Source organism: Comamonas guangdongensis, from assembly GCF_041079535.1.
Lineage (GTDB): Bacteria > Pseudomonadota > Gammaproteobacteria > Burkholderiales > Burkholderiaceae_C > Comamonas > Comamonas guangdongensis.
The window spans coordinates 1-25393 of record NZ_JBFYGN010000027.1; the positions used below are offsets into that span (position 1 = coordinate 1).

Genomic DNA, 25393 nt, shown 5'->3' on the forward strand with positions numbered 1-25393 from the left:
AATCCGATAGGACTTCCGGGCATCCATGCTGAACTTCGCGCACCAGCGCTGGGCTAGGAAAGTCCCTTCGTATTCGAACAGCGACAACCACAAGCGGGCAGCAGGGAGGAGCTTCCCTGCTTCATAAGTTCCCACTACTTTCGTATACGTCCAAGTCGAGTTTGATAGATCGTTGCCCTAGCGCCAATAAAGCTTTCGAGGAAAGAGCTAACCCGTCGTTGTAGCTGTCCATAAAAATCCCACAAAACAGATCTAGGGTATACCGTCTACTGAGGTTGTCCCAAACTTCAAGATCCGGAGTAAGTTGGCTTAATAGCTCAAACACCTGTGCTTCCAAATCTTCTGGCCTGCGCTCGCCAGCTTCGAGATACCACGATCCTGTTCTGGCGATCCGTACCTTGCCGTTTCGTCCGACAACTTCCTGTCCTTTTTGAGCGGCATTTGTCGGCGGCACGCCTAGTAGCGCGCTGATCTCATCTGGAATTAAATCGTCACCTCTCAGCCGAAGTGCGGCTGCTGAACGAGCTATCAGACCCATCGAACACCCCCTCAAACTGACTCAAAACTTCGCTCAATATGGTAGCAAGAGAAAAAAGCGACTCTATAGACTGCAAAGTGGTCTCTCGCCTCAGCGAATCAAAAGTCTCCTTTGGTTTGAACAGCGACAGCCGCAACCGGCCGAGCCGCCGCTGGCAGTAACAAGAAGCAGGCACTCAACGCTGAACGGCGAGCGGCGGCTTGCCGACGTGAGTCTGCTCGCACAGCTGGCCAGGTCTCCCCCTAGCCGCCAGCTCACGGCGATATGCACGTAGCATCTGGCGTGGGTAGTGATTGCCATGGGCGAACATGGCTCTCTTCGTACTTCCGGCGGAGATACCTCATGTCAAGATCCGATTTGGCCATCCAGTCTTGACCCGCTTCGAAGCTCGTGACCGCACTTTTGTGCAGGGTGCAGAAGACCGCCCAAACCATCAGCTGATGCGCCTCGCTCCACGTCTTTGCATGATCTTCTGCAATATCCAACAGCCCGTTCAGCTGCGGAAATAGCCCCCCGCGGCCGGTCAACAGCTTTCCGTCAGAAATTGGTATCCGCGACGGCCAGAACCGCAGCGCTTCACGCAGCACTTTCTTGAATTTCATTGGCTCGGAGGCCTAACGTAATGCAAACCGCACCAGACCAAAGGCCATATCTGGCGCTTGTGGCCTAAATTTGCACAAAAACGCAGCAAGAGGCGTGTAGCCTGGTTTTGAGGCATGCGCTCATGCATGCAAATACAGTATTGAAGTGAGGCTACATCGGCTCGAATCGCTTATTAGGCACCGGACCTGTGCCCGATGGTATGCAACAAGCGCATTCGCATGCCCATGACCGATGCCGTGCTCGAGCTTGAGGTGGGCGACCTGTTCCATATGTTTTTTATCGTGCAGGCCATCGAGAATCTTGATCCAGTGCGTGACTGGCTTCCCGTAGGCCTTCTCAATGGATGGGAAGTAGGACGCGGGTCCTTTGATCTTTTGCTCGCTTGCCATGTGCGCCTCCGATGACTGGATAAGGGGTCTGGCGCAAAGCATCCAAGGCCCCTTACGGGATGCCTTGGACGCAGCGCACATTGTTGCTTCCGAACCGCACCATGCCCCAGCCATATCTGGCGCTTGCGGTTTAGGTTGGCGCGAGAAAATGCAGCCAAAGACCTGCATCCCAGCTTGGCGGGACGGCGCGCTGAACCGTTAGCCGACGCTCGTCTATCATTGGCCAAGCAGTGCGGAGAAACGCCATCCTACATTTGCTGCCGACCACAATGCGTGGCGGTTCACCATCTATTACGAGATGACCATGTCGCGATATGTTGCCTTTCTTCGCGGCGTCAGCCCGATGAACGCTCGGATGCCCGAACTTAAGCTGTGCTTCGAGGCCGCGGGCTTCTCCGAAGTGAGAACTTTGCTTTCCAGCGGAAACGTCGTGTTCAACGCGCAATCGTCGTCGCTGTCCAGTTTGGAGCAACGCGCGGAGCAGGCGATGCGGTCCGAACTGGGCCACGGCTTCGACACCTTCGTGCGCCCGGTCTGCTATCTCCAGGACCTCATCGACTCGGACCCCTTCGCCGAGTTCAGCCTTGCTCCTTCGGCCAAGCGGGTTGTCACCTTTCTCCGCGGCCCGATGCCGCCAGACGTGAAGCTGCCCATAGAGAGCGACGGTGCAAGCATTGTCAAGGCCAATGCCACGGAGGTCTTCAGCGCCTATGTGCCAGATCCGAAGAAAGGTCCCGTGTTCATGCGCCTGCTCGAACGCTCATTCGGGAAGGACATCACCACTCGCACGCTCGATACGGTCATCAAGTGTGCCAAGGCATAGGTTTCCTGCGTAAGGCGATCGCTCGAGCACTCGTACCGCACGGCTGAAATGGGTCGAACCGAGACCCGCGCAACTTGCCTAAACCCAGCTTCAACGAGGCCTGCCCGCAGAATCGGGATCTGCCTGCTCGCCGGGTGACTCTGGCGCGGCTGCTTTCGTCTGAAGCACAGCTGCTTCAGCCTCCGGCTCTTTCGGCAAGGATGCTCTTGCCACGTGGAGCATATGCTGGGCCAGCGATTCATACAGCGGGCGCGCAATCATGCGCGAGACCATGCTGGCGATCATGGCCGAGGCCATCAGGCTCAGCACCAGGGAATGGCCGTCGACCATCTCCATCACGATGATGAAGGCCGTCAGCGGCGCCTGGGTCACGGCGGCCAGAAACGCCGCCATGCCCATGGCAATCAGCGCCGGCGCGATGTCCGAGACGCCGGCCAGCTGCGCGACGTTGTTGCCCACGCCCGCGCCTATGGACAGAGAAGGCGCGAAAATCCCGCCCGGCACGCCGGCCCAGGCCGACAGCCAGGTGGCGATGAACTTCAGCGTTACATAGAACTCCGGCACATCGGCCTCGCCCTGAAGCATGTGCTTGACGGCCTCCGAGCCCGCGCCGAAGGTGGCGCCGCCCGTGACCAGGCCGATCACGGCGATCAGCAGTGCCAGCAGCGCCGCAAAACGGATGGGAAAGCGCGACTTCAGCCGATTCAGCCTCTCGGTCGACGAGGTCAGCGAAAGCGTCATCAGCTTCGCGAACAGGCCGCCCAGCACGCCGCAGCTCAAAGCCACGGCCAGGCAGGGCAGCAGGTCGTGCCAGCCCAGCTGCGAGACGCGGATGCGGCCGAAATAGCTGAGGTTGCCGAACACCGACACCCCCATCAGGCCGGCCAGCACGATGGCCGCAATGATCAGGCCGCTGGAGCGCGACTCGAGCTTGCGTGACAGCTCCTCAATCGCGAACACCACGCCGGCCAGCGGCGCATTGAAGGCCGCCGCAATGCCCGCGGCACCGCCTGCCACCAGCAGCGCATGGCTGTTGATCGCGGATTTGGGGCCCAGCCAATGCCGGGCCGAATGCATGACGCCGGCCGCCACCTGCACCGAAGGGCCTTCGCGCCCTATGGACAGGCCGGCCGCAAAGCCGACGCTGCCCAGAACGATCTTGGCAAACGACAGCCACAGCGAAACAAAGCGCCGGCGCAGACCCGTGTCCACCGAAGGCTCCAGCGTGGCAATCACCTGCGGAATGCCGGAACCGCCAGCGCCCGGCGCCCATCTGCGAGTCACCCAGACGGCGGCGGCCGTGAGCGCGGGCATCCACAGCAGCACCAGCCAGCCCCCATGCCAGTGGTAGAGGCGTTCGAAAAAGCCGAATGCCGCATCGGCCAGCAGCGTGAAAGCCACCACGCTCAGGCCCGCGACGGCCGCATAGGCCAGCACCACGGTGCGCTCCAGCCAGCGCCGGCCATCGCGCATTTCCTGGTTGAGATTGTGAAAAAAATCTGGCTCTTGCTGCATGGGCGGGCTACGGTGAACGCGGGCGATGGAGGGCTTTATTCTGTGCCCTATCCAATACACGTGCAGCGGCCACTGCCACCTCGCAGCTCGCTGTGCGTCCTCCCCAGGGACTCAAGCCGCAGCGTCCTCCATATGCGGCGGTGCCGTACTCCCCTCCGTATCGAGCGCCAGCAGACGGGCCGTACGCGCCACGATGTCGTCGATCTGCGCCCCGCTGCACACCAGGGGCGGCAGCAGTCGGATGGTGCGTTCGCGGGTGACGGTGATCAGCAATTGCTGCTCGGCCAGCGCGCGGCCCACGAGATCCTGGCAGTTGCGGTCCAGTTCTATCCCCGCCATCAGGCCCAGGCCGCGTATCGCCTGCACCTGCGGATGAGAATCCAGAACCCGGCGCAGGCCGCTCAGCAGGCGTTCGCCCAGTTCGGCGGCCCGCTGCGGCAGCTCATCACGCACCATGATGTCGAGCACGGTGCAGGCCACGCGGCAGGCCAGGGGATTGCCGCCGAAGGTGGAACCATGCTGGCCCGGCGAAAACAGGTCGGCCGCAGCGCCGCGCGCCAGGCAGGCGCCTATGGGAAAGCCGTTGCCCAAGGCTTTGGCCAGGGTCATCACATCGGGCTCGATGCCGGCGTGCTGATGGGCAAACCAGGCGCCGGTGCGACCCAGCCCCGTCTGTATCTCGTCGAGCATCAGCAGCCAGCCCTGGCGGTCGCAGAGCTCGCGCAAGGCGCGCAGATAGCCGGGACTCGCGACGCGGATGCCGCCCTCGCCCTGCACGGGCTCGACCAGCACGGCGACGATGTCGGCACAGTCCTGCGCCGCGCGGCGCACGGCCTCGATATCGTCATAGGGCAGGCGCACAAAGCCCGGCATCAGCGGCTCGAAGCCGCCCTGCTTGGCAGGATTGCCCGTGGCGGAGAGCGTGGCCAGAGTGCGGCCGTGAAAAGCGTTTTCCATGACCAGGATCTGCGGCCGCGCCACTCCTCTGCGCTGCCCGTGCAGGCGCGCAAGCTTGATGGCCGCCTCGTTGGCTTCGGCCCCCGAGTTGCAGAAGAACGCTTTTTCCATGCCGCTCAGCGTGCACAGCCGCTCGCCAAGCTGCTCCTGCCAGCCGATGCGGAACACATTGGAGGTGTGCAGCAGGGTTGCGGCCTGTTCGGCGATGACGGCGGCAATCTCGGGATGGGCATGGCCCAGGCTGGTGACGGCCACGCCGGCGATGGCGTCCAGGTATTCGCGACCACACTCGTCCCACAGGCACGCGCCGCTGCCGCGCACAAAGGACACGGGTTGGCGGGCATAGGCCCGCATCAGGCGTGAATGGATTGACTGCATAAAGCAAAGCTCCAAAGAAATGCGAAGAAAACAGGCGGCCCGAATCGCTTCGGACCGGAAACGCAGGGACCTTCGCCGGCACGGCTGCCGGCAGCAAAGTCAGGGCCGCAATCGGAGCGGCTACTCCTCGATGCCGTCCAGCCAGCGCCCGAAAGCCCGGGATGCGGCCAGCGGCAGGCTGGTTTGGAGCTCCCGCGCTTCGGCACGCAGGCTGCGCGGATCGATGCCGGCCTGGGCCAGCTCGCAGACATGGCCGACCAGCCACTGCTCCAGCCGCAGCGGATCGACCTCCAGATGGCATTGCAAAGCCAGCACCTGGCGGCCCAGCGCGAATGCCTGGTGTGCGCAGACGGCCGTTCCAGCCAGGACTGTCGCACCGGACGGAATATCGAAGCGATCGCCGTGCCAGTGCAACACCGGCTGGCCCTCCAGCTCAGACAGCGGCGAGGCCGCGCCTTCCGCGGTAAGCGTCAGCGGCGCAAAACCGATTTCCTTCACGCCCATCGGGGCGACCCTGGCCCCGAGTGCGCGGGCAATCAGCTGCGCGCCGAGACAAATGCCCAGCAACGCGCGCCCCGACGCCAGTTGGCGCTGCACCAGCTCCAGCTCCTGAAGAATGAAGGGATAGCTCAGGTCATCGAACGCGCCTATGGGTCCGCCGAGCAGCACCAGCAGATCGGCTCCGTCGATCCGGCCCAGGTCCTGCAGCGCGGCATCGACATAGCGGACGGTGTAGCCACGCGCCAGAAGCAAAGGCTCCAGCGAGCCCAGGTCTTCAAAATGCAGATGGCGAATGGCAATCGCGGTTTTCATGCCGACTCCTGTGTCTCGGACCCGGAAGCTGCGGGCCAGTAAAAGCTGTCGGGCAGCGGACGTGCCCCGAAGATGGCCTGGCCCACACGCACCACGGTCGCGCCCTCCTCGATGGCGATCTCGAAGTCGCCGCTCATGCCCATCGACAGCTCGTCCAGCGCGATGCCGGCCGGCGCCTCCTGGCGCAGGCGCTCGCGCAGATTGCGCAGCAGAGCGAAACAGCGGCGCACCCTGGCGGCTTCGGCGGAGAACAGCGCCAGCGTCATCAGCCCGCGCACGCGCAGCGCGGAAAATGCCGAAAGTTGCTGTATGAAGTCCCGCAACTCCTCGGGCGCCAACCCGTATTTGCTGGCCTCGCCCGAGGTATTGACCTGAACCAACACCTCCAGCGACCGCCCCTGGGCCTGCAGGTGTCTGTCCAGCGCCTCGGCCACGCGCAGGCTGTCCAACGCCTGGAACTCGCTGGCAAAGCGCGCCACCAGCCTGGCCTTGTTGGTCTGCAGATGGCCTATGACCGACCAGCGCAGGTCGGCCAGATCCTGCATGGACTCCCATTTGCCAAGCGCTTCCTGCACCTTGTTCTCGCCAAGCGTGCGGCAACCCGCCGCATAGGCCAGGCGCAGACTGGCTTCGGGCTTGGTCTTGCTCACGGGCAGCAGGCGCACGCCGGCGGGGTCGCGCCCGGCACGCCGGCAGGCGGCTGCGATGCGGGCCTGCACGTCCGCGAGGTTGCGCCGGAAATCCTCGACGCTGCCGGCCTGGGGATAGAGGCCGTGGCTCTCATGGCGGGTATTGGTTGACAGCTGCATGGACTTAGCCCTTTCCGACGGCGGGTACGGCGCTGGCGGCCGCAGCAGACTGCCGGCGCCGAGGCAGGCGGCCATTGAGCACAGCATGGGCCAGCAGACCTATCACCAGTCCCCAGAACGCACCGCCAATGCCCAGCAAGGAGATATTGGCCGCAGCGGCCAGAAACGTGATCAGTGCGGCCTCGCGCGTCCGGGCATCGGCCAGCGCATTGGCCAGGCTGGCGCCTATGGTGCCCAGCAGGGCCAGGCCCGCCAGGGTAGCGATGAAGGTGGCCGGCAAGGCCATGAAGACCGCGGCCAGGGTCACGCCGAACACGCCGACGAGGATGTAGCACAAGCCCGCGGCCATGCCCGCGATCCAGCGCCTGGACGGGTCCCGGTGCGCTTCCGGACCGGTGGCGATCGCGGCCGTGATGGCCGCGATGTTGAAGGCGTGCGAGCCGAAGGGCGCCATCAGCAGCGAGCCCAGCCCCGTGACGGTCACGATGGGGTTGGCGCTGGTCTTGAAGCCGTCGTTGCGCAGCACCAGCATGCCAGGCATGTACTGGCCGGTCAGCGTGATGAGAAACAGCGGCAGCGCAACGCTGAGCAAGGCGTTGAGCGAAAACTCGGGCCTGGTGAACACGGGAGCCGCAAGCTTCAGCTCCAGCCCCGACAGATCGAGGTGCTGTTGCAGCAGCAGATAGCTCAGGCCAAGCACCAGGATGCCGACGACCGCGTAACGCGCCGTGACACGCTTGAGCAGCACGTAGGCCGCGATCAGCAGTCCGGCCAGCGCGGGGTCGAGACTCATGCCGGCAAAGGCCTTGATGCCGAAAGGCAGCAGGATGCCCGCGAGCAGTCCGGCTGCCACCCCAGGCGGAATCAGCCGAATGAGGCGCTCGAAACAGCCCGACAGCCCCAGCACTACAAAGGCCGCTGCGGAAATCAGGTAGGCGCCCACGGCTTCGGCATAGGGCGTGGCGGCCAGGGCCGTCACCAGAAAGGCTGCGGCCGGCGTGGACCAGGCCGTGATGACGGGCGTGCGCGTCGCCCAGCTCAGCAAAATGCCGCTCAGGCCCACGCCTATCGAGATCGACCACACCCAGGAGGCCGTCAGCTCGGGGCTCAGGCCCGCCACTTTGGCGGCCTGGAACACCAGTATGAAGGTGCCGCCGTAGTTGACGATGACCGAGATCAGTCCCGCCACGACGGGATGGATGAGATCGCTCCAGTGCGGGGGCGAAGAGGGATTGGCGGATGACATGGTCTGGATAAGGCTCCCGATAAAAATGGCAGGGCTTGGTACGGATGCGGGATTTATAGGTGTTTAATGGCCTGCTAGCACCCACCACTTTCCACCATTCATACAGACCAATTGTTCAAACACGCACTACTCGAATCCGTCAAAGCCTGGCTGGGCGACCCCGCACATGGCGACTTGCCGCTGCATGTGCGCATACAACGCGCCATGCGACAGCTGATCCTCGATGGCGCGCTTGACGTGGGCCGCCCCCTGCCCGCCTCACGCGCTCTGGCCCGGTCCCTGGACGTGTCGCGCGACACGGTAGAAGCCGCCTATGGCCAGCTGCATGCCGAAGGTTTCATAGAGCGGCGCGTGGGCAGCGGCAGCTTTGTCTCGGCGCAGGTGCAACGCCTGCCGGGGCATGGCCTGGCACGGCGTTCGGTGCAGCCCGGGCCCGCGCTGCGACTGAGTCAGCGCGGCCAGGCCATGTTCGCGGGCGGCGGGGTGCGCGACTTTCTGGCGCCACGCGCTTTTGCACCCGGCGTGCCGGAAACACGGAATTTCCCGCTGCACACCTGGGAGCGGCTGCAGCGGCAGGTACTCAAGGAGTACGGCACGCAGGCGCTGCTGCACAGCCCGCCCCAGGGCATGGAGGCGCTGCGCCGCGCCATTGCCGACTATGTGAACCTGGAGCGCGGCGCACGCGCCACGGCCGATCGCGTGCTGGTGCTGACCAGCTCGCAGCAGGCGCTGACCCTGTGCGCCAATCTGCTGCTCGATGCCGGCGAGCACATTTTTATCGAAGATCCCGCCTATCACGGCGCGCGCAAGGCCTTCGACGCCGCGGGCCTGAACTGCGTACCCGTACCACTGGATGCCGACGGCATGCAGGTGGAGCTTCTGCACGACGCAGCGCCCGCCAGGGCCGTGTTCCTCACCCCCTCCCACCAGTTCCCCAGCGGGGCCACGCTGGCGCTGGAGCGGCGGCTGGCCGTCATCGAGTGGGCTCGGCAGCAGCAGGCCTGGATCATCGAGGACGACTACGACAGCGAGTTCCACTATGCGGGCAAGCCCACGGCCTGCGTACAAGGACTCGATCCCCACGAGCGCACGATCTATATCGGCACCTTCACCAAATCACTGTTTCCGGGCCTGCGCATCGCCTATATGGTGCTGCCGCCAGTGCTGGTGGGGCCTATGACCGTGGCCCGCACCCTGCAAGACGGGCATAGCGCGCCCATACCGCAGTTGACGCTGGCGCGCTTCATTGAGGGCGGACACCTGGGCGCGCATGTGCGCACCATGCGCGCCGTCTATGCGCAGCGGCGGGACATGCTGGCGCAGCTGGTGCGCGAGCATCTGGCCGGCTTCCTGGAGCCGCGGGTGCCCGCCGGCGGCATGCAGATGCCCTGCGTCTTTAACTGCGACATTCCGGAGCAGGAGGCCGTCGATGCGGCACGCCGCGCCGGAATCGACCTGCTGGGACTCACGGCCCTGCATGCTGCGCCCGTTCACGAACCAGGCTTTCTGATGGGGTTTGCGGCCCATACGCCCGGCGAGCTGGAGCTGGCCGTGAAAAAGCTGGCCGTCGTGCTGCAAACGCTCAGGCGTTGACGGGCGGGCCCGCTCGCACGACCCGCCTGGCATGGCCCCCCGGAATCGGGCCCAGGCTCAGATCGCGTAATACCAGCGCTTGACGGCCTCGCCCGCCTGGGCCAGCACCTCCTCCCGCTCTGCGGCGTCGAGCTTGCTGCCCGTCAGATAGGCCGTGACCAGCACCGGCGCCGACTGCGGCGTGGGCCAGATGATGATGCTGTCGCAGGCGGTTCCATTCTCGCCCGTGCCGGTCTTGCCGCCCACGCTCCACTCGGACGGCATGCCGGCGCGCAGGCGCTTGTCTCCCGTGCGGCTGTCCATCAGCCACTGCTGCAGCAAGGCCCGGCCAAAGCCTTCGAGCACATCGCCCAGCAACAGCTTTTGCAAGGTGTTGAGCATGGCGGTCGGCGTGCTCGTGTCCCGTTCGTCGCCGGTAATCGCGGCGTTCAGCGTCGGCTCGTTGCGGTCCAGGCGTGTGGTGTCATCACCCAGTGTGCGCAGCCACTGCGTGAGCGCGGCCGGGCCGCCCGTGGCCTGCAGCAGCACATTGGCCGCCGTGTTGTCGCTCACCACCACGGCAGCTTCGCACAGGTCCTGTACCGTCATGCCGCCGTTGGCACCCGCGCGCTTTCCGGACACCGGCGACCAGGGCACGAGCTCCGACGGCGAGTAGTACAGCTTACGCCCCAGGCTGATCTCGCCGGCCTGCACCAGATGCAGCACGCGTGCGGCCAGCAAGGTCTTGAAGGTGCTGCACATGGGAAAACGCTCGTCGCTGCGCCAGCCGGCTTCGGCACCGCTGGCCGTGTCCAGCACATGCAGTCCCAGACGCCCCTGGGACCGAGCCTCGACGGCGGCCAGATCTCCCTCCAGTGTCTTGGCAGCGGCGGCCTGCTGCTTGGACACGAAAGCACAGCCCGTCAAACCCCAGGCACCCAGGCCCAAGGCCAGTCCCGATGTCAGTACGCTGCGTCTCTGCATAAGTTCCTCTTCTAGTTAAGTTCTACAAGTTGAAGCATATAGCGCGCAATCTGTGTGGACCAGCGGTAATATTTGGCATCAGGCATTAGAAAAACTTTTATCTTGCGATGCAACTTCCTCTGAACGCCTTGCGCATGTTCGATGCTGCCGCGCGCCATCTCAACCTCACGCGTGCCGCCCAGGAGCTGCACGTGACCCAGGCCGCCGTCAGCCAGCACATCCGCAACCTCGAGGAGCGCCTGGGCAAGCCGCTGTTTCGCCGTCTGCCGCGCGGCCTGGCGCTGACCGACGAGGGCCAGGCCCTATGGCCCGTGGTGGCCCAGAGCTTCGAGCGTATAGAGCAATCCCTGCAGCAGGTGGCCGAGCCGCGCCCGCGCGAAATCCTGACCGTGGGCGTGGTCGGCACTTTTGCCATCGGCTGGCTGATTCCGCGCCTGAGCCAGTTCCAGCAGTTGCACCCCTATATCGATCTGCGCCTGCTGACCAACAACAACCGCGTGGATCTGGCCGCCGAGGGCCTGGATGCGGCCGTGCGCTTTGGCGACGGTGCCTGGCATGGCACCCATGCGCAGATGCTGCTGCGCGCCCCGCTCTCTCCCATGTGCACCCCGGCCCTGGCCCAGCGCCTGCGCGAACCCGCCGATCTGGCCGGCCTGAGCTTGCTGCGCTCCTACCGCGCCCAGGAATGGGAGAGCTGGTTTGCAGCGCTGGAGCAGAGCGCGCCGCTGGCCCGCGGCGCCATGTTCGATTCCTCGCTGACCCTGGCCGAAGCCGCTGCCCAGGGCGCGGGCGTCGCGCTGCTGCCCACGCGCATGTTCGAACATATGTTGCTGCAGGGCCGCCTGGTGCGCCCCTTCAGCCATGAGGTCGACACCGGCGCCTACTGGCTCACCCGCCTCAAGTCCCGGCCGGCCAGTGCCGCGTTGCAGACCTTCCGGCAATGGCTGAGCGCCCAGCTGCAGGCGGACTGAGTCAGGCTTCAGACCGGTTGGCTACAGCCTGGGCACAGGTCGTCACGGAGAAAGGCTCAGGCGCTACCGCCCTATGTCCTGGGCTAGGCCAGATGCGAGGTCGAGAGTTCGACCTTGTTGCGCCCCGTGGCCTTGGCACTGTACAGGGCTTCGTCGGCCGCACGGATGACGGCGGACACGTCCATGTCCCGCTCCGGCGTCCACACCGCCGCCCCTATGCTGGCGGTGACATGACCGTGCTCGCTGCCTACATGCTCGATCGCCAGATCGGAGATGGCCGTGCGGATATTTTCGGCAATGGAGGCCGCGCCTTCAGGCGAGGTGTCCGGCAAGACCACGATGAATTCCTCGCCGCCATAACGGGCCGCGCTGTCCACGGGACGGCGAATGTTCTCGCCTATGCACTTTGCGACGGCCGTCAGAGCGTCGTCCCCGGCCTGGTGACCATAGGTGTCGTTGTAGACCTTGAACCTGTCGATATCGACGAACAGCAGCGAGAACACGCTGCGGTTGCGCCTGGCCCGGCGCCATTCCTGATCCAGGATCTCACCCAGCGTGCGACGGTTGTGGAGTCCGGTCAGCCCGTCGGTGCGCGCCAGCATGGCGAGCTCCGATTCCGCACGCATGCGGCGCCTCAGCTGTACCCCGAAAGCAAAGGACAGGCCTATGAAGGCCGTGGCGAGCACGCTCATGACCGCGGCAATGGTCAGCGCACGATGTCGCCAAGCCGCATAGATATCGGAATGGGCTTCGGCCACCATGATGATGAGCGGCAGGTTCGGCAGATTCTTGTAGTAGTAAAGCCGCTGCACCCCGTCGATGACCGAGGTATCCGAGAAGCTGCCTTCCGTGGTCGTGAGGAAATGCTTGAAGGTGCTCGCATTGCGTATATTGCGCCCGATGACTTTTTCGTCGTAAGGCTGGCGCATGATCATGGTGCCGTCCTGCCGCATCAGCGCCACCGATCCATGCGACCCCAGCGAAAGCGCGGCAAACAGCTGGTGAAAATAGTCCAGCTGCACGGCCAGCAGCACCACGCCGGCGAAGGAGCCGTCGGAGCGGGAAATCCGACGGCTCAGCGGAATGCTCAAAGAACCATCGCGCAGCCGCGACGCATAGGGATGGCCGACATACAGGCCGGCGTTCGGGTTGTCTTGATGTACCTTGAAGTATTCGCGGTCGGCGAAATTGCCTTGTCTGGGTGCTTTGTTGGCCGCATCGATGACGATGTTGCCCTCGGCGTCCAGCACCAGGATCGAGCCCAGATAGCTGGCGGTCGCGGCCCTGTCGAACAGCGCGATGTCGCGCACATGGTTCGGCACGGCCATCACCTCCGGGTCGTTCACGCCATCGACCACGGCCTGCAGCGACAGCGCATAGAGCTCGAAATTGCGTTCGATATCGCGCTCCGCGAGAAGAGCGAGATTGCGCGAGGTCTCGGTGGCCCGCTCCATCGCGTCCAGCCGGCTCTGGTACAGGACCAGCGCGCAGATCGCAGCCATCGACAGTGCGATCACCACCCCGACAATCACCATGACATAAGGGGCCGAGGACCCGTTGGAGTCCTTGTTGAAAGAAAACCAGCGAAGCAAATTCGTGTGATTGCTGTCGTTCACTGTTTCCACCATTTCCGTGTGCTCTGCTCTTCAAGACAGTCAAACGCCGCCCACCAGATCTCCACGCTCTCCCAGTATCCGCGCTCGAGCCTCATGCGCCGGCGAAAGGCTCGCAGTGCGCTGGAGAATTCAAGTTGATTTCCGTCAATATAGAGCGAATACCCGCCGCCGTAGAAGCTGTTTATCCCGGACTCCATGCCGTCCCGCATAAATTACGTCAGATCGGCAAAAGCCACCAGCGTCCGTTCACGCTGCCTGGACGGCTTGTGCCCGCCGCTCCAAGCCATCCAGTTACCGCACATCCATGCATGGCTTCATGGCTGCGGGTACAGTACGCATCCAGCAGGCGCCAGCAATTTTGGCGCTTTTGTTTTTCCCATTTCTTCATACCCTCTGCCTTGACCGCTTCTTCCCACCTGCCCATTCTGTATTCCTTCCGCCGCTGCCCCTATGCCATTCGCGCCCGATTGGCGCTGGCCCATGCGGGTCTGGCCTGCGAGCTGCGCGAGATCAATCTGAAGAGCAAGCCACAGGCGCTGCTGGATGCCTCGCCCAAGGGCACGGTGCCGGTGCTGCAGCTGGCTGACGGCAAGGTGATAGAACAAAGCCTGGAGATCATGCTGCACGCACTGCACGGCAACGACCCCGACGGCTGGCTGGCCCCCACGCAAGGCGGTCTCGACGAGATGCTGGCGCTGATCGCGCGCAACGACGGTTTCTTCAAACAGGCATTGGACCGCTGCAAATACCCCGAGCGCCACGGTGCCGAGGAAGTCAACCAGGCCCAGGCCGATGCGCTGACCTGGCTGTCCGCGCTCAACGACCAGCTCCAGGAAACCGGCTATCTGTTCGGCCTCAATCCCAGCCTGGCCGACATGGCGCTGCGCCCTTTTGTGCGCCAGTATGCGCGTATCGACGAAGCCCAGTGGCACGAGCAGCCCTGGCCTCATCTGCAGGACTGGCTGCAGCGCTGGATAGACTCGGCCCTGTTTGCCGAGGTGATGGAAACCTATCCGGGCTGGACGCCCGGCACCACGGGCCCGACCTTTGTGAGCGAAAGCGTGGAAAGCGACTGAGCCGCCTCCAGGCCATGAAAAAAGCCCCTGGGCCGCATGGCCTAGGGGCTTTTTCTTTGGCGGATCCGATGGCGCTCAGCGCTTGCCGCCCTTGGCCAGCAACAGGGCCAGGAGCACGAAGAACAGCGCGAAGCAGATAAACGACCAGTTGGCGATGGAGCCGCCCAGCAGGGTCCAGTCCACGGCCGCGCAATCGCCCGAGCCCTGGAAGATCATGGGGATGGAACGGCTGAAGGAGTAGTGCTCGATCATGCCGTAGAAGTCGCGGCCGCAGGTCGCGAACTCGGGCGGGTACCACTGCAGCCAGCTCTGGCGCGCAGCCACGAAAGCGCCGAAGCCGCTCATCAGCAGCGCCAGCACGCCCAGGCTCATCCACCAGCCCCTTGAGCCTCTGGCACTTGCCAGACCGGCGAATACCGCTACAAAAATCAGTGCGTAGCGCTGCACAATGCACATGGGGCACGGCTCCAGCCCCACCACATGTTGCAGGTACAGCCCGAAGGCCAGCATGGCCACGCAGGCCAGACAGATCAGGGCCAGGATGCGCCGGGGCGCGGTTTCAAACCATTGAAGCATCAGTGCTCTCTTTCTGCGAAATTTTTCGGGTCATGCAAGGCCGAGGATAGCGCCTACCGCGCGGCACGCGGGATTCAAGTCCCCCCCTCTGCCCATGCATCTCCCCTTTCGAGCAAGAGCCGCCTCGCGGCGCGGACGTTCGGGGGATCAGATCCCCGCAGCCTGGTCCAGGAACACCTTGGCGCGGCGCGGCGTGACCACCAGGGTCTCGCCCTCGCGCAGGCCCATGTCCTTGAACTGCTGCGCGGGGATCTGGGCCTCGATCAGGCCCTCATCTCCGGCATTGTCCGTGCTTTGTGCCGACTCGGAGGGAATAAGTTCCAGCCGCGCGATGGGACCGACCACGATGGCCCGCGAGAGCTGGGCCACGATGCCCGTGGGCCGGCCCTGGGCGTCGAGATTCTGGCCCGGCGAATAGCGCTCCACCTCCAGATCATGGGGACGCACATAGGCAAAAGCCTGGCTGTCCTTGGCGCCATGTGCATCGCTGCTGTCGAGCTGCATGCCTTCGTCCAGATAGACCCGGCCGTCGCTGGCACGGCCCTTGAACAGGTTCACGTCACCCAGGAAGCCATAGACAAACGGCGTAGCGGGGTTGTCCCAGACCTGCTGGGGCGTGCCTTCCTGCTCGATCTTGCCCTGGTTGATGACGACCACGCGGTCGGCCACTTCCAGCGCCTCTTCCTGATCGTGGGTCACGAAGATGGAGGTCACATGCAGCTCGTCGTGGAGCTGGCGCAGCCAGCGGCGCAGTTCCTTGCGCACCTTGGCGTCGAGAGCGCCGAAGGGCTCGTCGAGCAGCAGCACCTTGGGCTCCACGGCCAGCGCGCGGGCCAGCGCGATACGCTGGCGCTGGCCGCCCGAGAGCTGGGTGGGATAGCGATCGGCAATCCAGTCCAGCTGCACCAGCTTGAGCAGCTTCATGACTTTTTCCCGGATCACGGCCTCGCTGGGGCGCTCCTTGCGCGGCTTGACGCGCAGGCCGAAAGCCACGTTCTCGAACACGGTCATGTGGCGGAACAGCGCATAGTGCTGGAACACAAAGCCCACGTTGCGGTCGCGCACATGCACATCGGTGGTGTCTTCGCCGCTGAAGTGGATGCTGCCCACGTCGGCGGTCTCCAGGCCAGCGATGATGCGCAGCAGCGTGGTCTTGCCGCAGCCCGAAGGACCGAGCAAGGCAATCAGCTCGCCCGATTTGATGTCGAGGCTGACATCGCGCAGGGCCTGAAAATCGCCGAATTGCTTGCTGACATTACGGATTTCGATACTCATGATGAATCTCTGGTTCAGGTGCGGACAGCTCAGGCTGTCTTGGCGGTTTGGTTCGCGGCGAGGCCGATCTGACCGGGGCGCTCGGGCGGCGTTTCGGCAGCGGCCCTGGCCTGCTGCTCGGCACGCCACTCGGCAAGCGACTTGATGACCAGCGTCACCAGGGCCAGCAGCGCCAGCAGCGACGCCACGGCGAAGGCGGCGGCGGCCTGGTAGTCGGCGTACAGCACTTCCACATGCAGCGGCATGGTGTTGGTCTGGCCGCGGATATGGCCCGAAACCACGGACACGGCACCGAACTCGCCCATGGCACGGGCATTGCACAGAATCACGCCATAGACCAGACCCCATTTGATGTTCGGCAGGGTCACGTTCCAGAAGGTCTGCCAGCCCGAGGCGCCGAGCACGATCGCGGCCTGCTCCTCGTCGCTGCCCTGGGCCTGCATCAGCGGAATCAGCTCGCGGGCGATGAAGGGGAAGGTCACGAACACGGTGGCCAGCACGATGCCGGGCACGGCAAAGATGATCTGGATCTCATGCTCGGCCAGCCAGGGACCCAGCCAGCCGTTGGCGCCGAACACCAGCACATACATCAGGCCGGCCACCACGGGCGAGATCGAGAACGGCAGATCGATCAAGGTGGTCAGAAAGGCCTTGCCCTTGAATTCGTATTTGGCAATGCACCAGGCCGCGGCCACGCCGAAGACCAGATTCAGCGGCACGGCGATCAGCGCCGTGATCAGCGTGAGCTTGATGGACGAGAGCGCATCGGGCTCGCCCAGTGCCGTGACATAGACATCCCAGCCCTTGCGCAGCGCCTCGCCGAACACCGACAGCAGCGGCAGGATCAGGAACAGCCCCATGAAGACCAGAGCGATCGTGATCAGCATCCAGCGCACCCAGCGCGGCTCGGTGGTGCTCATCTTCTCGAGTTTGGCGCTCTTGGGCGGCGCCGTGATCTTGTACAGAGCCAGCAGAACCACCAGGGCAATGGCGACAACCGTCAGCAGATGCGCCCAGATGGGCAGCAGATTGGGAAACAGCGCTTGAATGGCTGCATGAATATTGGACATCAGCGGCCTCCCTGCGCCTTGCGCTGCCATGCCTGCAGCGCGTTGATCAGCAGCAGCAATACAAAAGAGATCAGCAGCATCACCACGGCAACGGCCGTGGCCCCTGCCACATCATGCTGATCCAGCTTGGCCATGATGATCAGCGGAGTGATTTCGGAAACCATGGGGATATTGCCGGCGATGAAGATCACCGAGCCGTATTCGCCCACGGCGCGCGCAAATGCCATGGCGAAGCCCGTGAGCAAGGCCGGGCCGATATGCGGCAGGATGACCTTGTAGAAAATCTGCCAGCGCGATGCCCCCAGGCTGGTGGCGGCCTCCTCCAGCTCCTTCTCGAAGTCCTCGAGCACCGGCTGCACCGTGCGCACCACAAACGGCAGGCCGATGAAGATCAGCGCGATGGCGATGCCCTTGGGGTTGTAGGCCATCTGAATGCCCAGGGCCTCGAAGTACTGCCCGACCCAGCCATTGCCCGCATACAGGGCCGACAGGGCGATGCCGGCCACGGCCGTAGGCAGGGCGAAGGGCAGATCCACCAGCGCATCCACCACCTTCTTGCCGGGAAAGCGGTAGCGCACCAGCACCCAGGCGATCAGCATGCCGAACACCACATTCACGCAGGCCGCAATGAAGGACATGGTGAAAGACAGCTCGTAGGACGCCACCACGGCCGGAGCCGAAACAGCAGTCCAGAACTGCTCCCAGGTCAGGGAAAAGCTTTTGAATAGCAGGGCGACCAGCGGAATGAGCACGATGATGCTCAGATAGAAGATGGTATAGCCCAGTGTCAGCCCGAAACCGGGCAGAACGCGCTTGGCGCTACGCGCCTTGCGCGGGGCTAGAGCAGCAGAAGACATAGATCAGAGGTCAGACTCGGAGAGGTTTCGCGTGCACGCCCTGGGCCTCGATGCTGGGCAAGGCCCAGATCAGAGACATCAAGCAAGGGCGCCCCGCAGCGAGGATGTCGTCCCCCTCCCGCGCAGCGAGAGAGGGGGAAGCCGTGGGGCCGCCCAGGCAAAGCGGCTCGGGGGAGTTGGTTACTTACCGGGGGTATACAGCTTGTCGAACTGACCGCCGTCGTTGAAGTGCACCTTCTGCGCCTCGGTCAGCGAGCCGAAGTACTTGGCCACGGTGAACTGCTTGATGGGCTTGAACTGGTCGGCATGCTTCTTGAGCACGGCTTCGGAACGCGGACGGATCGCGTGCTTGGCCGCAATTTCCTGGGCCTCGTCGGAGTACAGCCACTGCAGATAGTCATGTGCCAGCTGGGCCGTGCCCTTCTTGGCCACGGTGCGCTCCACCACGGCCACGGGGTTCTCGGCCACGATGCTCACCGACGGATAGACCGCATCCACCTTGCCCTGGCCGAATTCACGGTCCACGGACACCACTTCGGATTCGAAGGTGATCAGCACGTCGCCGATATTGCGCTGCAGGAAGATGCTGGTCGCGTCGCGGCCGCCCTTGCCCAGCACGGGCACGTTCTTGTAGAGCTTCTGCACGAATTCGGCGGCCTGGGCGTCGGTGCCGCCCTTCTCGCGCACCGAGCCCCAGGCGGCCAGATAGGCATAGCGGCCGTTGCCGCCGGTCTTGGGGTTGACCACCACGACCTTGACGTCGGGGCGGATCAGGTCGGACCAGTCCTTGATGTTCTTGGGATTGCCGTTGCGCACCAGGAACAGCATGGTCGAGGTGGTCGGCGAAGCGTCATTGGGGAACTTCTTGTTCCAGTCCTTGGCCACCACGCCGTTCTGGGCCAGGAAATCCACATCGGTGGTCGTGTTGAAGGTCACCACATCGGCGGCCAGGCCGTCGTTGACGGCACGCGCCTGGGCGCTGGAGCCGCCATGCGACTGATCCACCTTGATATCCACGCCCTTGGTCTTCTTGTAGTGGGCGATGAAGGCCGCGTTGTAGTCCTTGTAGAACTCGCGCGCCACGTCATACGAGACATTGAGCAGCTGCGTCTGGGCCGATGCCGCGCCCGCCGCCGCCAGTGCAACAGAGGCCAACAATGTCTTGAGCTTCAGGGAATGCATGGATCGCCGCCTTTTCTTGTGCAGAGTGTTTGTAGATGTACGGATTGTGCGAAGGCATTCTTAAAACTCAAAAGAATATATTCTTCTTTGTTTTTCAGAAATTCGATATATAAGCATTCAATCTATCGGTCTATCTGGCCAAACAGCCCTGCAGGCCTTTCCCGCAAAGCGCATGCAGCTATAAAAAAAGCAGCTTGCGCTGCTTGGGAAACTATCTCAGGAAGCCAGGGCCGCCAGGGCATCCAGGCCGGGCGTGGCTAACGGAGCCCGGGTTTGCCAGCTGCCGGCTTCCACCAGCGACTGCAGCAGGGCCAGGCCCAGCGGCCAGGGCCCGAAGCCCGATTCGATATTCACGTGGCCGGCGTTCTGCAGCCTGACCAGCTCGCTGCCCCAGGCGCGCGCATAGGCGCCGGCACGGCGTATGGGGCAGAACGGGTCGTTGCTGCTGGCCACCAGCACGCTGCGGTAAGGCAGCGGCGCATAGGGCACGGGCGCAAAGTCGGCGAGCTGGGCGCGGCGCTCGGGGTCGGCCGGAGCCACCAGCAAAGCGCCATGCACGCGGGCCGCGGCCTCGTCGCCCAGGTGCACGGTGGTGATGCAGCCCAGGCTGTGGGCCACAATCACGGCGGGCCGCGTATCGGCCAGCAGCACCTGCTCCAGTGCTCCGACCCAGGTGTCGCGGTGCGGCACCAGCCAGTCTTCCTGCTCCACGCGCACGGCGCCCGGCAGCTGCTCGGCCCAGAGGCTCTGCCAGTGGCCGGGGCCGGAGTTGCGCCAGCCTGGCACGATCACGATGCGGTATGGGGAATTCATGGCACCTCCTCAGGCCCTCGGTTAGCGGTTCAGGGGGCATTGTGGAGAGCGCGGGCACGAAACCCAACGAATGTTTTGTTCTTACCTTATGGGCAGAAGCTAATGCACGGCGGCTTGCGACGCCAGGTTGCTGCTGCTGCCCGGCATGCGCTCGCCGAGAAAATCGAGGAAATGCCTGACCGCCGGCGCCAGGCCGCGGCGCGAGGGAAAGACCGCATGCACAATGCCCATGGGCGGCGCCCAGTCTGGCATCAGCTGCACCAGCTGGCCAGCGGCCAGTTCTTCCTGGCACATATAGTCGGGCAGCCAGCACATGCCGCTGCCGGCCAGGGCCGCGAACTTCAGCGTCAGCAAATCGTCCACCACATAGCGCGGCTGCAGCTGCAAGCGGTGTTCCTTGCCTTCCGGCCCTACCAGCAGCAGGCTGGAATGCCCGTCCACGGCGGACATGGCCATGCTGTCCAGCAGCTGCAGATCATCCAGGGTCCGCGGCGTGCCCTGGCGCTCTAGCAGATCGGGGCTGGCCACGAGGATCTGGCGCGAGCTGTCGAGCCGCTTGAGCACCATGGAGCCGCTGTCGTCCAGGTTGGCACGCACGCGCAGCGCCACGTCCACCCCCTCTTCCACCAGGTTCACGGGCCGGTTGGTGACCTGCATCTCCACCTGCACCAGCGGGCAGCGCTTGAGGAACTCCGGCATCAGCTCGCCCAGCACCGTCTGGGCCAGGGTCACGGGGCAGGTCACGCGGATGGTGCCGCGCGGTTCGGTCTGCACCTCGGCCACGGCATCGGAGGCGGCCAGGGCCGCATCACGCATGGCCTGGCAGTGGCGCAGATAGGTCTCGCCGACCTGGGTCAGGGACAGCTTGCGCGTGGTGCGCTGCAACAGACGCACACCCAGATGGGCCTCGAGCTCCGCAACGCGGCGCGATAGACGCGATTTGGGAATGCCAAGGGAGCGGCCCGCCGCAGCAAAGCCGCCGCGCTCGACCACCTCGACGAAGTACAGCATGTCGTTGAGATCCACCATGCACAAATCCTTGGCTGCCATTGAATTGATATTTGGAACAATCTATCGCATTTTTACAGACTTATCGCTCAATCTATTCAAATCCATAATCTATCCCATCGCAATTCAAGTCTGGCCGCTGTTTGGTCGCAATGCAGCATCTGAACCGGACGGGAAATACACCTCAACCACACCACAGAGCTATAGAGACTGACATGCAAATCCTGCACATTGACTCCGCCATCACCGGCACCAACTCCGTCACCCGCGAACTGACCGCCGACATCGTGGCCAGCCTGAAGCAGGCTCACCCCGAAGCCAAGGTGGACTACCTGGATCTGGCCGTGAACGCGCCCAGCCACCTGAACGCCCAATCCATGGGCTTCCGCACCGGCCAGGCTGCTGCCACGGAAGTCGAGCGCCAGGAAAACGCGCTGTCCGAAGCCCTGGTGAGCCAGTTCCTGGCCGCCGATGTGGTGGTTGTGGGCGCTCCGTTCTACAACTTCACCATCCCCACCCAGCTCAAGGCTTGGCTGGACCGCATTGCCCAGGCTGGCCGCACCTTCAAGTACACCGCTACCGGCCCCGTGGGTCTGGCCGGCGACAAGAAGGTCATCGTGGCTTCCGCACGCGGCGGCGCTTACTCCACCAGCGAAGCGGGTCAGGCCATGGAACACCAGGAAAGCTATCTGAAGGTGATCTTCGGCTTCATGGGCGTGACCGATGTGAGCATCGTGCGTGCCGAGGGCGTGGCCATGGGCCCCGATGCCAAGGCCGCCGCCCTGCAGACCGCCAAGACGGAAATCGAACAGCTGGAAGCCGTGGCCGCCTGATAGGCCGCTCTGCTCCACGCCAGCCGGTACTGCGCAAGCCGTACCGGCTTTTTTGCGCCCGCAGCCGCCCGACAACGCCCTAGCAAAACGCTGCAAAATTACGGCCCGATCCACGGGGCTTCATGTTTTTTTGATACCCTGATAACAATTTGATACCCCGCAGTTCCAGGCTCGCCCCCGGCCGCCCGGAGCTTTGTCCCGTCATGCCCTCACCTCGCTCCATGCCTGCCGCAGCTCAACGCCCGCCCCAAGGTTCAGACGAAAAACTGGTCGTCACCACGGTCGCCATTTTTCTGGTCGCCGCACTCATCGTGGCGTTCGGGGGCTACAAATATCTGCAGCACTGGCAGCAGGACCAGGAACAAAGCCGCGCCGAACGCCAGACCTACCAGCGCTACAACGACTATCTGAAATCCACCCAGGACACCGCGCCCAAGAGCCCCGAAAAAGAGGCTCCTGCCGAGGCCGCGGCGTCTGCCCAGCCCAGCATGTCCGAGAGGCTGATGAATCACTCGGCCGTGACTCCGGGACCGGGCTTCAACTCCCCCGGCGTGCAGCAGACCGGCGTGACCATCATTGACGCCATGGACCTCGCCCAGGCCTCGGCCAAGCCGCGCAATCCTTGATAGCTAGATCGGCCCGTCGCCTTTCATGGATGGCCAGGAGCTGGTCTTTGGCGGTGCCGCCGCCTTGCACGGCCCGCGCCTATGGACAGCCCTCATGACCGGCGCTCGCCGCTCTGGCAGCATGCTGGCAAGTTCCCCGGGGGCAAGCCCTTTCGGCTGTTCGCATCACCCGAGGCAATCACATGCATTTCTCGCGCCTTTGTGCCCTGGCCGGCTGGCCCATGGCCGCTGCCAGCCTGCTGCTGCTCACTCAGACCACGCTGGCACAGGAAGTCACGGCTGCAGAGCCCGATGCGCCGCAACTGGGCGAAGTCACCGTGCACAGCACCTGGCAAGAAACCACGCTGGAGCAGACCCCGGCCTCGGTCTCGGAGCTTGACGGCGAGCGCATGCGCGACCGCCAGTGGCAGGTCAATCTGTCCGAAGCGCTGGGCAGCGTGCCGGGCCTGCTGCTGCAGAACCGCCAGAACTACGCCCAGGACCTGCAGCTTTCGATGCGCGGCTTCGGTGCACGCTCCACTTTCGGCGTGCGCGGCATACAGATCTATGTGGACGGCATACCGGCCACCATGCCCGACGGCCAGGGCCAGACCAGCAATATAGATATCGCCTCGCTGGAGCGCATCGAGGTGCTGCGCGGCCCCTATTCGGCGCTCTACGGCAATGCTTCGGGTGGCGTCATCAATGCCTATACCGAGCACGGCGAAGGCACGCCGCGCGTCGAAAGCAGCTTTGCCCTGGGCAGCAACGGCCAGAAGCGCCTGGGCCTCAAGGCCAGCGGCGAGGCCGGCGGCATAGGCTATGTGCTCAGCGCCAGCCGCTTTCTGACCGACGGCTACCGCGCGCAGAGCGCCGCGGACAAAAACCTCTTCAATGCCCGCATCGACCTCAAGCCCGACGAGTACAGCCTGCTGACCCTGGTCGCCAACCATGTGGACCTCCATGCCCAGGACCCGGGCGGCATCTCCCCTGAGGACTGGGCCAAGGACCCGCGCAAGACCACACCCAACGCCCTGCTCTACAACTCGCACAAAAACATCAAGCAAACTCAGGCCGGATTGACTTACAAGCGCCAGCTCGACGGCGGCCAGGCCCTGCGCCTCATGGTCTATGCGGGCCAGCGCGAAATCAGCCAGTTCCAGGCCACGCCCAAGGACTCACAGCCGGGCTTCAAGGGCGGCGTGATCGGCCTGCTGCGCGACTATGGCGGCCTGGATGCGCGCTGGAGCGGCAAATACGAGCTGGGCACGGGCAGCCTGAACCTGATTGCGGGCCTGTCCGCCAATACCGTCAAGGAAGACCGCCAGGGCTACAAGAACTTTGTCGGCAACCAGCTCGGTGTAGTCGGCGCTCTGGTGCGCGACGAGCGCAACACCCTCAGCAATATCGACCCCTATCTGCAAGCCTCATGGGCTTTTGCACCGAGCTGGAAGCTGGACGCAGGCCTGCGCTGGAGCAATGTGCAGTTCCAGTCGCACGACCATTTTCTGGCCGATGGAAACGACAGCGGCAGCACCGGCTTTCACAAGCTTTTGCCCGTGATTTCGCTCCAGCACCAGTTGAGCCAGGACAGCAGTCTCTATGCCTCACTGGGCCGCGGCTTCGAGACCCCGACCTTCAACGAAATCTCCTATCGTCCCGATGGAAGCTCCGGCCTGAACCTGGGCCTGCAGCCCGCGGTGTCGACCAGCGCCGAACTGGGCATCAAGCAGCGCTTCACCCTGGCAGGCATGCGCGGCGACTGGTCGGCCGCGCTGTTCCAGACCCGGACCGAGGACGAGATCGTGGTCGCCAGCAACGACAATGGCCGAACCTCCTACCGGAACGCCGGCCAGACCCGCCGCCGCGGCATGGAGTTGAGCAGCACGACCTGGATCACGCCCCAGCTGCGCCTCAACGCTGCTCTGACCCTGCTCGATGCCAGCCTGCGCAGCGGCTATTGCAACGCCAAGGGCCAGGACTGCATCCCCGCAGGCAAACGCCTGGCGGGAACCAGTCGAAACCAGGGCTATCTGGGTCTGGACTGGTTCCCCGCCCCCGAATGGCGGCTGGGCCTGGACTGGCGCCAGCTGGGCCGCATTGCGGCCGATGATGCCAACAGCGTCTATGCGCCCGGCTTTGGCGTGGCCAGCCTGAGCGCAAGCTATACCCAGCGCCTGGGCGCCTGGAAGCTCAATACCTTTGCACGCTTCGACAATCTGGGCGACAAGAACTATGTGGGCTCGGTCATCGTCAATGAAGGTAATAAACGCTTTTACGAAGCCGCGCCCGGCCGCCAATGGATGGCCGGAGCCAGCCTCAGCTATCAGTTCTGAACCCGATCTGCACCCAGGCAGCGGGCCGCTTTTTCAAAGCCTCAGCCGCCTCGGCCCGCTATCTGAAAATTTTTTGCCCCCATCGCTACCGGACTGATGCCCCAAACAGCCTGAGCGCGAACGGCTCACGGTGCGTTTTCCAGCAGCCGCAGCGCCAAGCTGCGCCAAAACACCGGCATCAAGCTTCAATCACTTCGATCTTCCCAACGACTCGCACGGCTTTTGAACGAAGTTGCGCAATGAAGCGCTCTCGAACGGCTCATGAAATTCCATCCCACCGCAACAGGCCGCGATCTGGACCGCAACTGAAGCCATCTGCGGCCGAAATCCGGCCAGCACGGCCCTCAGGACTAAGAAGTGATTTCTTATAGGGAATTCACACAAAAAAGCGATCAGATTGAAGGCGTTTGAAAGCAATTTGACAGCGCTAGAATCCGCCACCATTGATGGTCTCAAGCCTTGTTTGGCATCCGGGACCCGGAATTTCCCGAGTCAGCTCCTATGTCCGCCCTGTTTCACACCCCCACTCAGCCCTGCCCTGCCTCTGA

At 63.9% G+C, this 25393-nt stretch carries 24 protein-coding genes; 7 read left to right on the top strand and 17 right to left on the bottom strand.

Annotated features, from left to right (window positions below):
• Positions 1-121: 121 nt before the first annotated feature.
• The 3 genes from AB6724_RS18490 to AB6724_RS18500 all read right to left on the bottom strand — a co-directional run bounded on the left by AB6724_RS18490 (position 122) and on the right by AB6724_RS18500 (position 1530).
• On the bottom strand, positions 122-538 hold the full coding sequence (locus tag AB6724_RS18490) for a DUF4279 domain-containing protein (RefSeq protein WP_369340002.1): 417 nt from the start codon (positions 536-538) through the stop codon (positions 122-124).
• A gap of 254 nt (positions 539-792) precedes the next feature.
• Positions 793-1140 carry a hypothetical protein gene (locus AB6724_RS18495; RefSeq protein ID WP_369340003.1) on the bottom strand — a complete coding sequence of 116 codons (348 nt, stop codon included), beginning with the start codon at positions 1138-1140 and terminating at the stop codon, positions 793-795.
• Between the two features lie 120 nt (positions 1141-1260).
• Complete coding sequence (locus AB6724_RS18500) at positions 1261-1530, bottom strand: DUF4287 domain-containing protein (protein WP_369340004.1); 270 nt, start codon at positions 1528-1530, stop codon at positions 1261-1263.
• A 304-nt stretch (positions 1531-1834) separates the two neighbouring features.
• Between AB6724_RS18500 and AB6724_RS18505 the strand changes: the two genes are divergently transcribed.
• The gene (locus AB6724_RS18505) at positions 1835-2353 is read left to right on the top strand and encodes a DUF1697 domain-containing protein (RefSeq protein ID WP_369340005.1); all 519 of its coding nucleotides are present in this window, start codon (positions 1835-1837) and stop codon (positions 2351-2353) included.
• A gap of 90 nt (positions 2354-2443) precedes the next feature.
• On the opposite strand, the gene AB6724_RS18510 is transcribed toward AB6724_RS18505, so the two are convergent.
• From AB6724_RS18510 to AB6724_RS18530, 5 genes are all read right to left on the bottom strand, one after another.
• Complete coding sequence (locus AB6724_RS18510) at positions 2444-3868, bottom strand: chloride channel protein (RefSeq protein ID WP_369340006.1); 1425 nt, start codon at positions 3866-3868, stop codon at positions 2444-2446.
• Between the two features lie 111 nt (positions 3869-3979).
• Complete coding sequence (locus AB6724_RS18515; protein WP_369340007.1) at positions 3980-5203, bottom strand: aspartate aminotransferase family protein; 1224 nt, start codon at positions 5201-5203, stop codon at positions 3980-3982.
• A 120-nt stretch (positions 5204-5323) separates the two neighbouring features.
• Positions 5324-6016, bottom strand: a complete 693-nt coding sequence (locus AB6724_RS18520; protein ID WP_369340008.1) for a glutamine amidotransferase — start codon at positions 6014-6016, stop codon at positions 5324-5326.
• Positions 6013-6825 (bottom strand): YggS family pyridoxal phosphate-dependent enzyme, encoded by an 813-nt coding sequence (locus AB6724_RS18525; protein ID WP_369340009.1) that lies wholly within the window; start codon positions 6823-6825, stop codon positions 6013-6015. Before AB6724_RS18525 ends, AB6724_RS18520 begins: the two co-directional genes overlap by 4 nt.
• A gap of 4 nt (positions 6826-6829) precedes the next feature.
• Positions 6830-8071 (bottom strand): benzoate/H(+) symporter BenE family transporter, encoded by a 1242-nt coding sequence (locus tag AB6724_RS18530; protein ID WP_369340010.1) that lies wholly within the window; start codon positions 8069-8071, stop codon positions 6830-6832.
• 111 nt (positions 8072-8182) lie between these two features.
• On the opposite strand from AB6724_RS18530, the gene pdxR reads away from it, so the two are divergent.
• Positions 8183-9664: a MocR-like pyridoxine biosynthesis transcription factor PdxR gene (pdxR, locus tag AB6724_RS18535; RefSeq protein ID WP_369340011.1), complete on the top strand. Its 1482-nt coding sequence runs from the start codon at positions 8183-8185 to the stop codon at positions 9662-9664.
• Between the two features lie 57 nt (positions 9665-9721).
• On the opposite strand, the gene bla is transcribed toward pdxR, so the two are convergent.
• A complete protein-coding gene (gene bla, locus AB6724_RS18540; RefSeq protein ID WP_369340012.1) occupies positions 9722-10627 on the bottom strand; it encodes a class A beta-lactamase in 906 nt (301 codons plus the stop codon).
• 107 nt (positions 10628-10734) lie between these two features.
• On the opposite strand from bla, the gene AB6724_RS18545 reads away from it, so the two are divergent.
• On the top strand, positions 10735-11598 hold the full coding sequence (locus AB6724_RS18545) for a LysR family transcriptional regulator (protein WP_369340013.1): 864 nt from the start codon (positions 10735-10737) through the stop codon (positions 11596-11598).
• An 83-nt stretch (positions 11599-11681) separates the two neighbouring features.
• Here the strand turns inward: AB6724_RS18545 and AB6724_RS18550 are convergent, their stop codons facing one another.
• Positions 11682-13133: a sensor domain-containing diguanylate cyclase gene (locus AB6724_RS18550; protein ID WP_369340014.1), complete on the bottom strand. Its 1452-nt coding sequence runs from the start codon at positions 13131-13133 to the stop codon at positions 11682-11684.
• Between the two features lie 479 nt (positions 13134-13612).
• On the opposite strand from AB6724_RS18550, the gene AB6724_RS18555 reads away from it, so the two are divergent.
• On the top strand, positions 13613-14290 hold the full coding sequence (locus tag AB6724_RS18555; RefSeq protein ID WP_369340015.1) for a glutathione S-transferase: 678 nt from the start codon (positions 13613-13615) through the stop codon (positions 14288-14290).
• 75 nt (positions 14291-14365) lie between these two features.
• On the opposite strand, the gene AB6724_RS18560 is transcribed toward AB6724_RS18555, so the two are convergent.
• The 7 genes from AB6724_RS18560 to AB6724_RS18590 all read right to left on the bottom strand — a co-directional run bounded on the left by AB6724_RS18560 (position 14366) and on the right by AB6724_RS18590 (position 21092).
• On the bottom strand, positions 14366-14866 hold the full coding sequence (locus AB6724_RS18560; RefSeq protein ID WP_369340016.1) for a disulfide bond formation protein B: 501 nt from the start codon (positions 14864-14866) through the stop codon (positions 14366-14368).
• A 147-nt stretch (positions 14867-15013) separates the two neighbouring features.
• Positions 15014-16141 (bottom strand): sulfate/molybdate ABC transporter ATP-binding protein, encoded by a 1128-nt coding sequence (locus AB6724_RS18565; protein ID WP_369340017.1) that lies wholly within the window; start codon positions 16139-16141, stop codon positions 15014-15016.
• A gap of 29 nt (positions 16142-16170) precedes the next feature.
• Positions 16171-17211, bottom strand: coding sequence for a sulfate ABC transporter permease subunit CysW (gene cysW / locus AB6724_RS18570; protein WP_369340018.1), 1041 nt, complete (start codon positions 17209-17211; stop codon positions 16171-16173).
• Positions 17211-18068 carry a sulfate ABC transporter permease subunit CysT gene (gene cysT / locus AB6724_RS18575; protein ID WP_369340019.1) on the bottom strand — a complete coding sequence of 286 codons (858 nt, stop codon included), beginning with the start codon at positions 18066-18068 and terminating at the stop codon, positions 17211-17213. The genes cysW and cysT overlap by 1 nt, the downstream gene beginning before the upstream one ends.
• A 180-nt stretch (positions 18069-18248) precedes the next feature.
• Entirely contained in the window at positions 18249-19250 is a 1002-nt protein-coding gene (locus AB6724_RS18580; RefSeq protein ID WP_369340020.1) for a sulfate ABC transporter substrate-binding protein, read from the bottom strand.
• Positions 19251-19466: 216 nt separating this feature from the next.
• Positions 19467-20063: an RBBP9/YdeN family alpha/beta hydrolase gene (locus tag AB6724_RS18585; protein WP_369340021.1), complete on the bottom strand. Its 597-nt coding sequence runs from the start codon at positions 20061-20063 to the stop codon at positions 19467-19469.
• A 99-nt stretch (positions 20064-20162) separates the two neighbouring features.
• Positions 20163-21092, bottom strand: coding sequence for a LysR family transcriptional regulator (locus tag AB6724_RS18590; protein ID WP_369340022.1), 930 nt, complete (start codon positions 21090-21092; stop codon positions 20163-20165).
• Positions 21093-21286: 194 nt separating this feature from the next.
• Here AB6724_RS18590 and AB6724_RS18595 point away from each other — a divergent pair, with 194 nt between their 5' ends.
• The 3 genes from AB6724_RS18595 (at position 21287) to AB6724_RS18605 (ending at position 24845) form a co-directional block, all read left to right on the top strand.
• Positions 21287-21904 carry an FMN-dependent NADH-azoreductase gene (locus tag AB6724_RS18595; RefSeq protein ID WP_369340023.1) on the top strand — a complete coding sequence of 206 codons (618 nt, stop codon included), beginning with the start codon at positions 21287-21289 and terminating at the stop codon, positions 21902-21904.
• Between the two features lie 203 nt (positions 21905-22107).
• Positions 22108-22530, top strand: coding sequence for a hypothetical protein (locus AB6724_RS18600; protein WP_369340024.1), 423 nt, complete (start codon positions 22108-22110; stop codon positions 22528-22530).
• Between the two features lie 182 nt (positions 22531-22712).
• Positions 22713-24845, top strand: a complete 2133-nt coding sequence (locus AB6724_RS18605) for a TonB-dependent receptor family protein (protein WP_369340025.1) — start codon at positions 22713-22715, stop codon at positions 24843-24845.
• The last annotated feature ends 548 nt before the right edge of the window (positions 24846-25393 follow it).

Excerpts from the sequence above, each read along its gene's own strand:
- AB6724_RS18490 (WP_369340002.1), bottom strand. The coding sequence starts at position 538 with ATGGGTCTGATAGCTCGTTCAGCAGCCGCACTTCGGCTGAGAGGTGAC.
- AB6724_RS18495 (WP_369340003.1), bottom strand. The coding sequence starts at position 1,140 with ATGAAATTCAAGAAAGTGCTGCGTGAAGCGCTGCGGTTCTGGCCGTCG.
- AB6724_RS18500 (WP_369340004.1), bottom strand. The coding sequence starts at position 1,530 with ATGGCAAGCGAGCAAAAGATCAAAGGACCCGCGTCCTACTTCCCATCC.
- AB6724_RS18505 (WP_369340005.1), top strand. The coding sequence starts at position 1,835 with ATGTCGCGATATGTTGCCTTTCTTCGCGGCGTCAGCCCGATGAACGCT.
- AB6724_RS18510 (WP_369340006.1), bottom strand. The coding sequence starts at position 3,868 with ATGCAGCAAGAGCCAGATTTTTTTCACAATCTCAACCAGGAAATGCGC.
- AB6724_RS18515 (WP_369340007.1), bottom strand. The coding sequence starts at position 5,203 with ATGCAGTCAATCCATTCACGCCTGATGCGGGCCTATGCCCGCCAACCC.
- AB6724_RS18520 (WP_369340008.1), bottom strand. The coding sequence starts at position 6,016 with ATGAAAACCGCGATTGCCATTCGCCATCTGCATTTTGAAGACCTGGGC.
- AB6724_RS18525 (WP_369340009.1), bottom strand. The coding sequence starts at position 6,825 with ATGCAGCTGTCAACCAATACCCGCCATGAGAGCCACGGCCTCTATCCC.
- AB6724_RS18530 (WP_369340010.1), bottom strand. The coding sequence starts at position 8,071 with ATGTCATCCGCCAATCCCTCTTCGCCCCCGCACTGGAGCGATCTCATC.
- bla (WP_369340012.1), bottom strand. The coding sequence starts at position 10,627 with ATGCAGAGACGCAGCGTACTGACATCGGGACTGGCCTTGGGCCTGGGT.
- AB6724_RS18545 (WP_369340013.1), top strand. The coding sequence starts at position 10,735 with ATGCAACTTCCTCTGAACGCCTTGCGCATGTTCGATGCTGCCGCGCGC.
- AB6724_RS18550 (WP_369340014.1), bottom strand. The coding sequence starts at position 13,133 with ATGGTGATTGTCGGGGTGGTGATCGCACTGTCGATGGCTGCGATCTGC.
- AB6724_RS18560 (WP_369340016.1), bottom strand. The coding sequence starts at position 14,866 with ATGCTTCAATGGTTTGAAACCGCGCCCCGGCGCATCCTGGCCCTGATC.
- AB6724_RS18565 (WP_369340017.1), bottom strand. The coding sequence starts at position 16,141 with ATGAGTATCGAAATCCGTAATGTCAGCAAGCAATTCGGCGATTTTCAG.
- cysW (WP_369340018.1), bottom strand. The coding sequence starts at position 17,211 with ATGTCCAATATTCATGCAGCCATTCAAGCGCTGTTTCCCAATCTGCTG.
- cysT (WP_369340019.1), bottom strand. The coding sequence starts at position 18,068 with ATGTCTTCTGCTGCTCTAGCCCCGCGCAAGGCGCGTAGCGCCAAGCGC.
- AB6724_RS18580 (WP_369340020.1), bottom strand. The coding sequence starts at position 19,250 with ATGCATTCCCTGAAGCTCAAGACATTGTTGGCCTCTGTTGCACTGGCG.
- AB6724_RS18585 (WP_369340021.1), bottom strand. The coding sequence starts at position 20,063 with ATGAATTCCCCATACCGCATCGTGATCGTGCCAGGCTGGCGCAACTCC.
- AB6724_RS18590 (WP_369340022.1), bottom strand. The coding sequence starts at position 21,092 with ATGGTGGATCTCAACGACATGCTGTACTTCGTCGAGGTGGTCGAGCGC.
- AB6724_RS18595 (WP_369340023.1), top strand. The coding sequence starts at position 21,287 with ATGCAAATCCTGCACATTGACTCCGCCATCACCGGCACCAACTCCGTC.
- AB6724_RS18600 (WP_369340024.1), top strand. The coding sequence starts at position 22,108 with ATGCCCTCACCTCGCTCCATGCCTGCCGCAGCTCAACGCCCGCCCCAA.
- AB6724_RS18605 (WP_369340025.1), top strand. The coding sequence starts at position 22,713 with ATGCATTTCTCGCGCCTTTGTGCCCTGGCCGGCTGGCCCATGGCCGCT.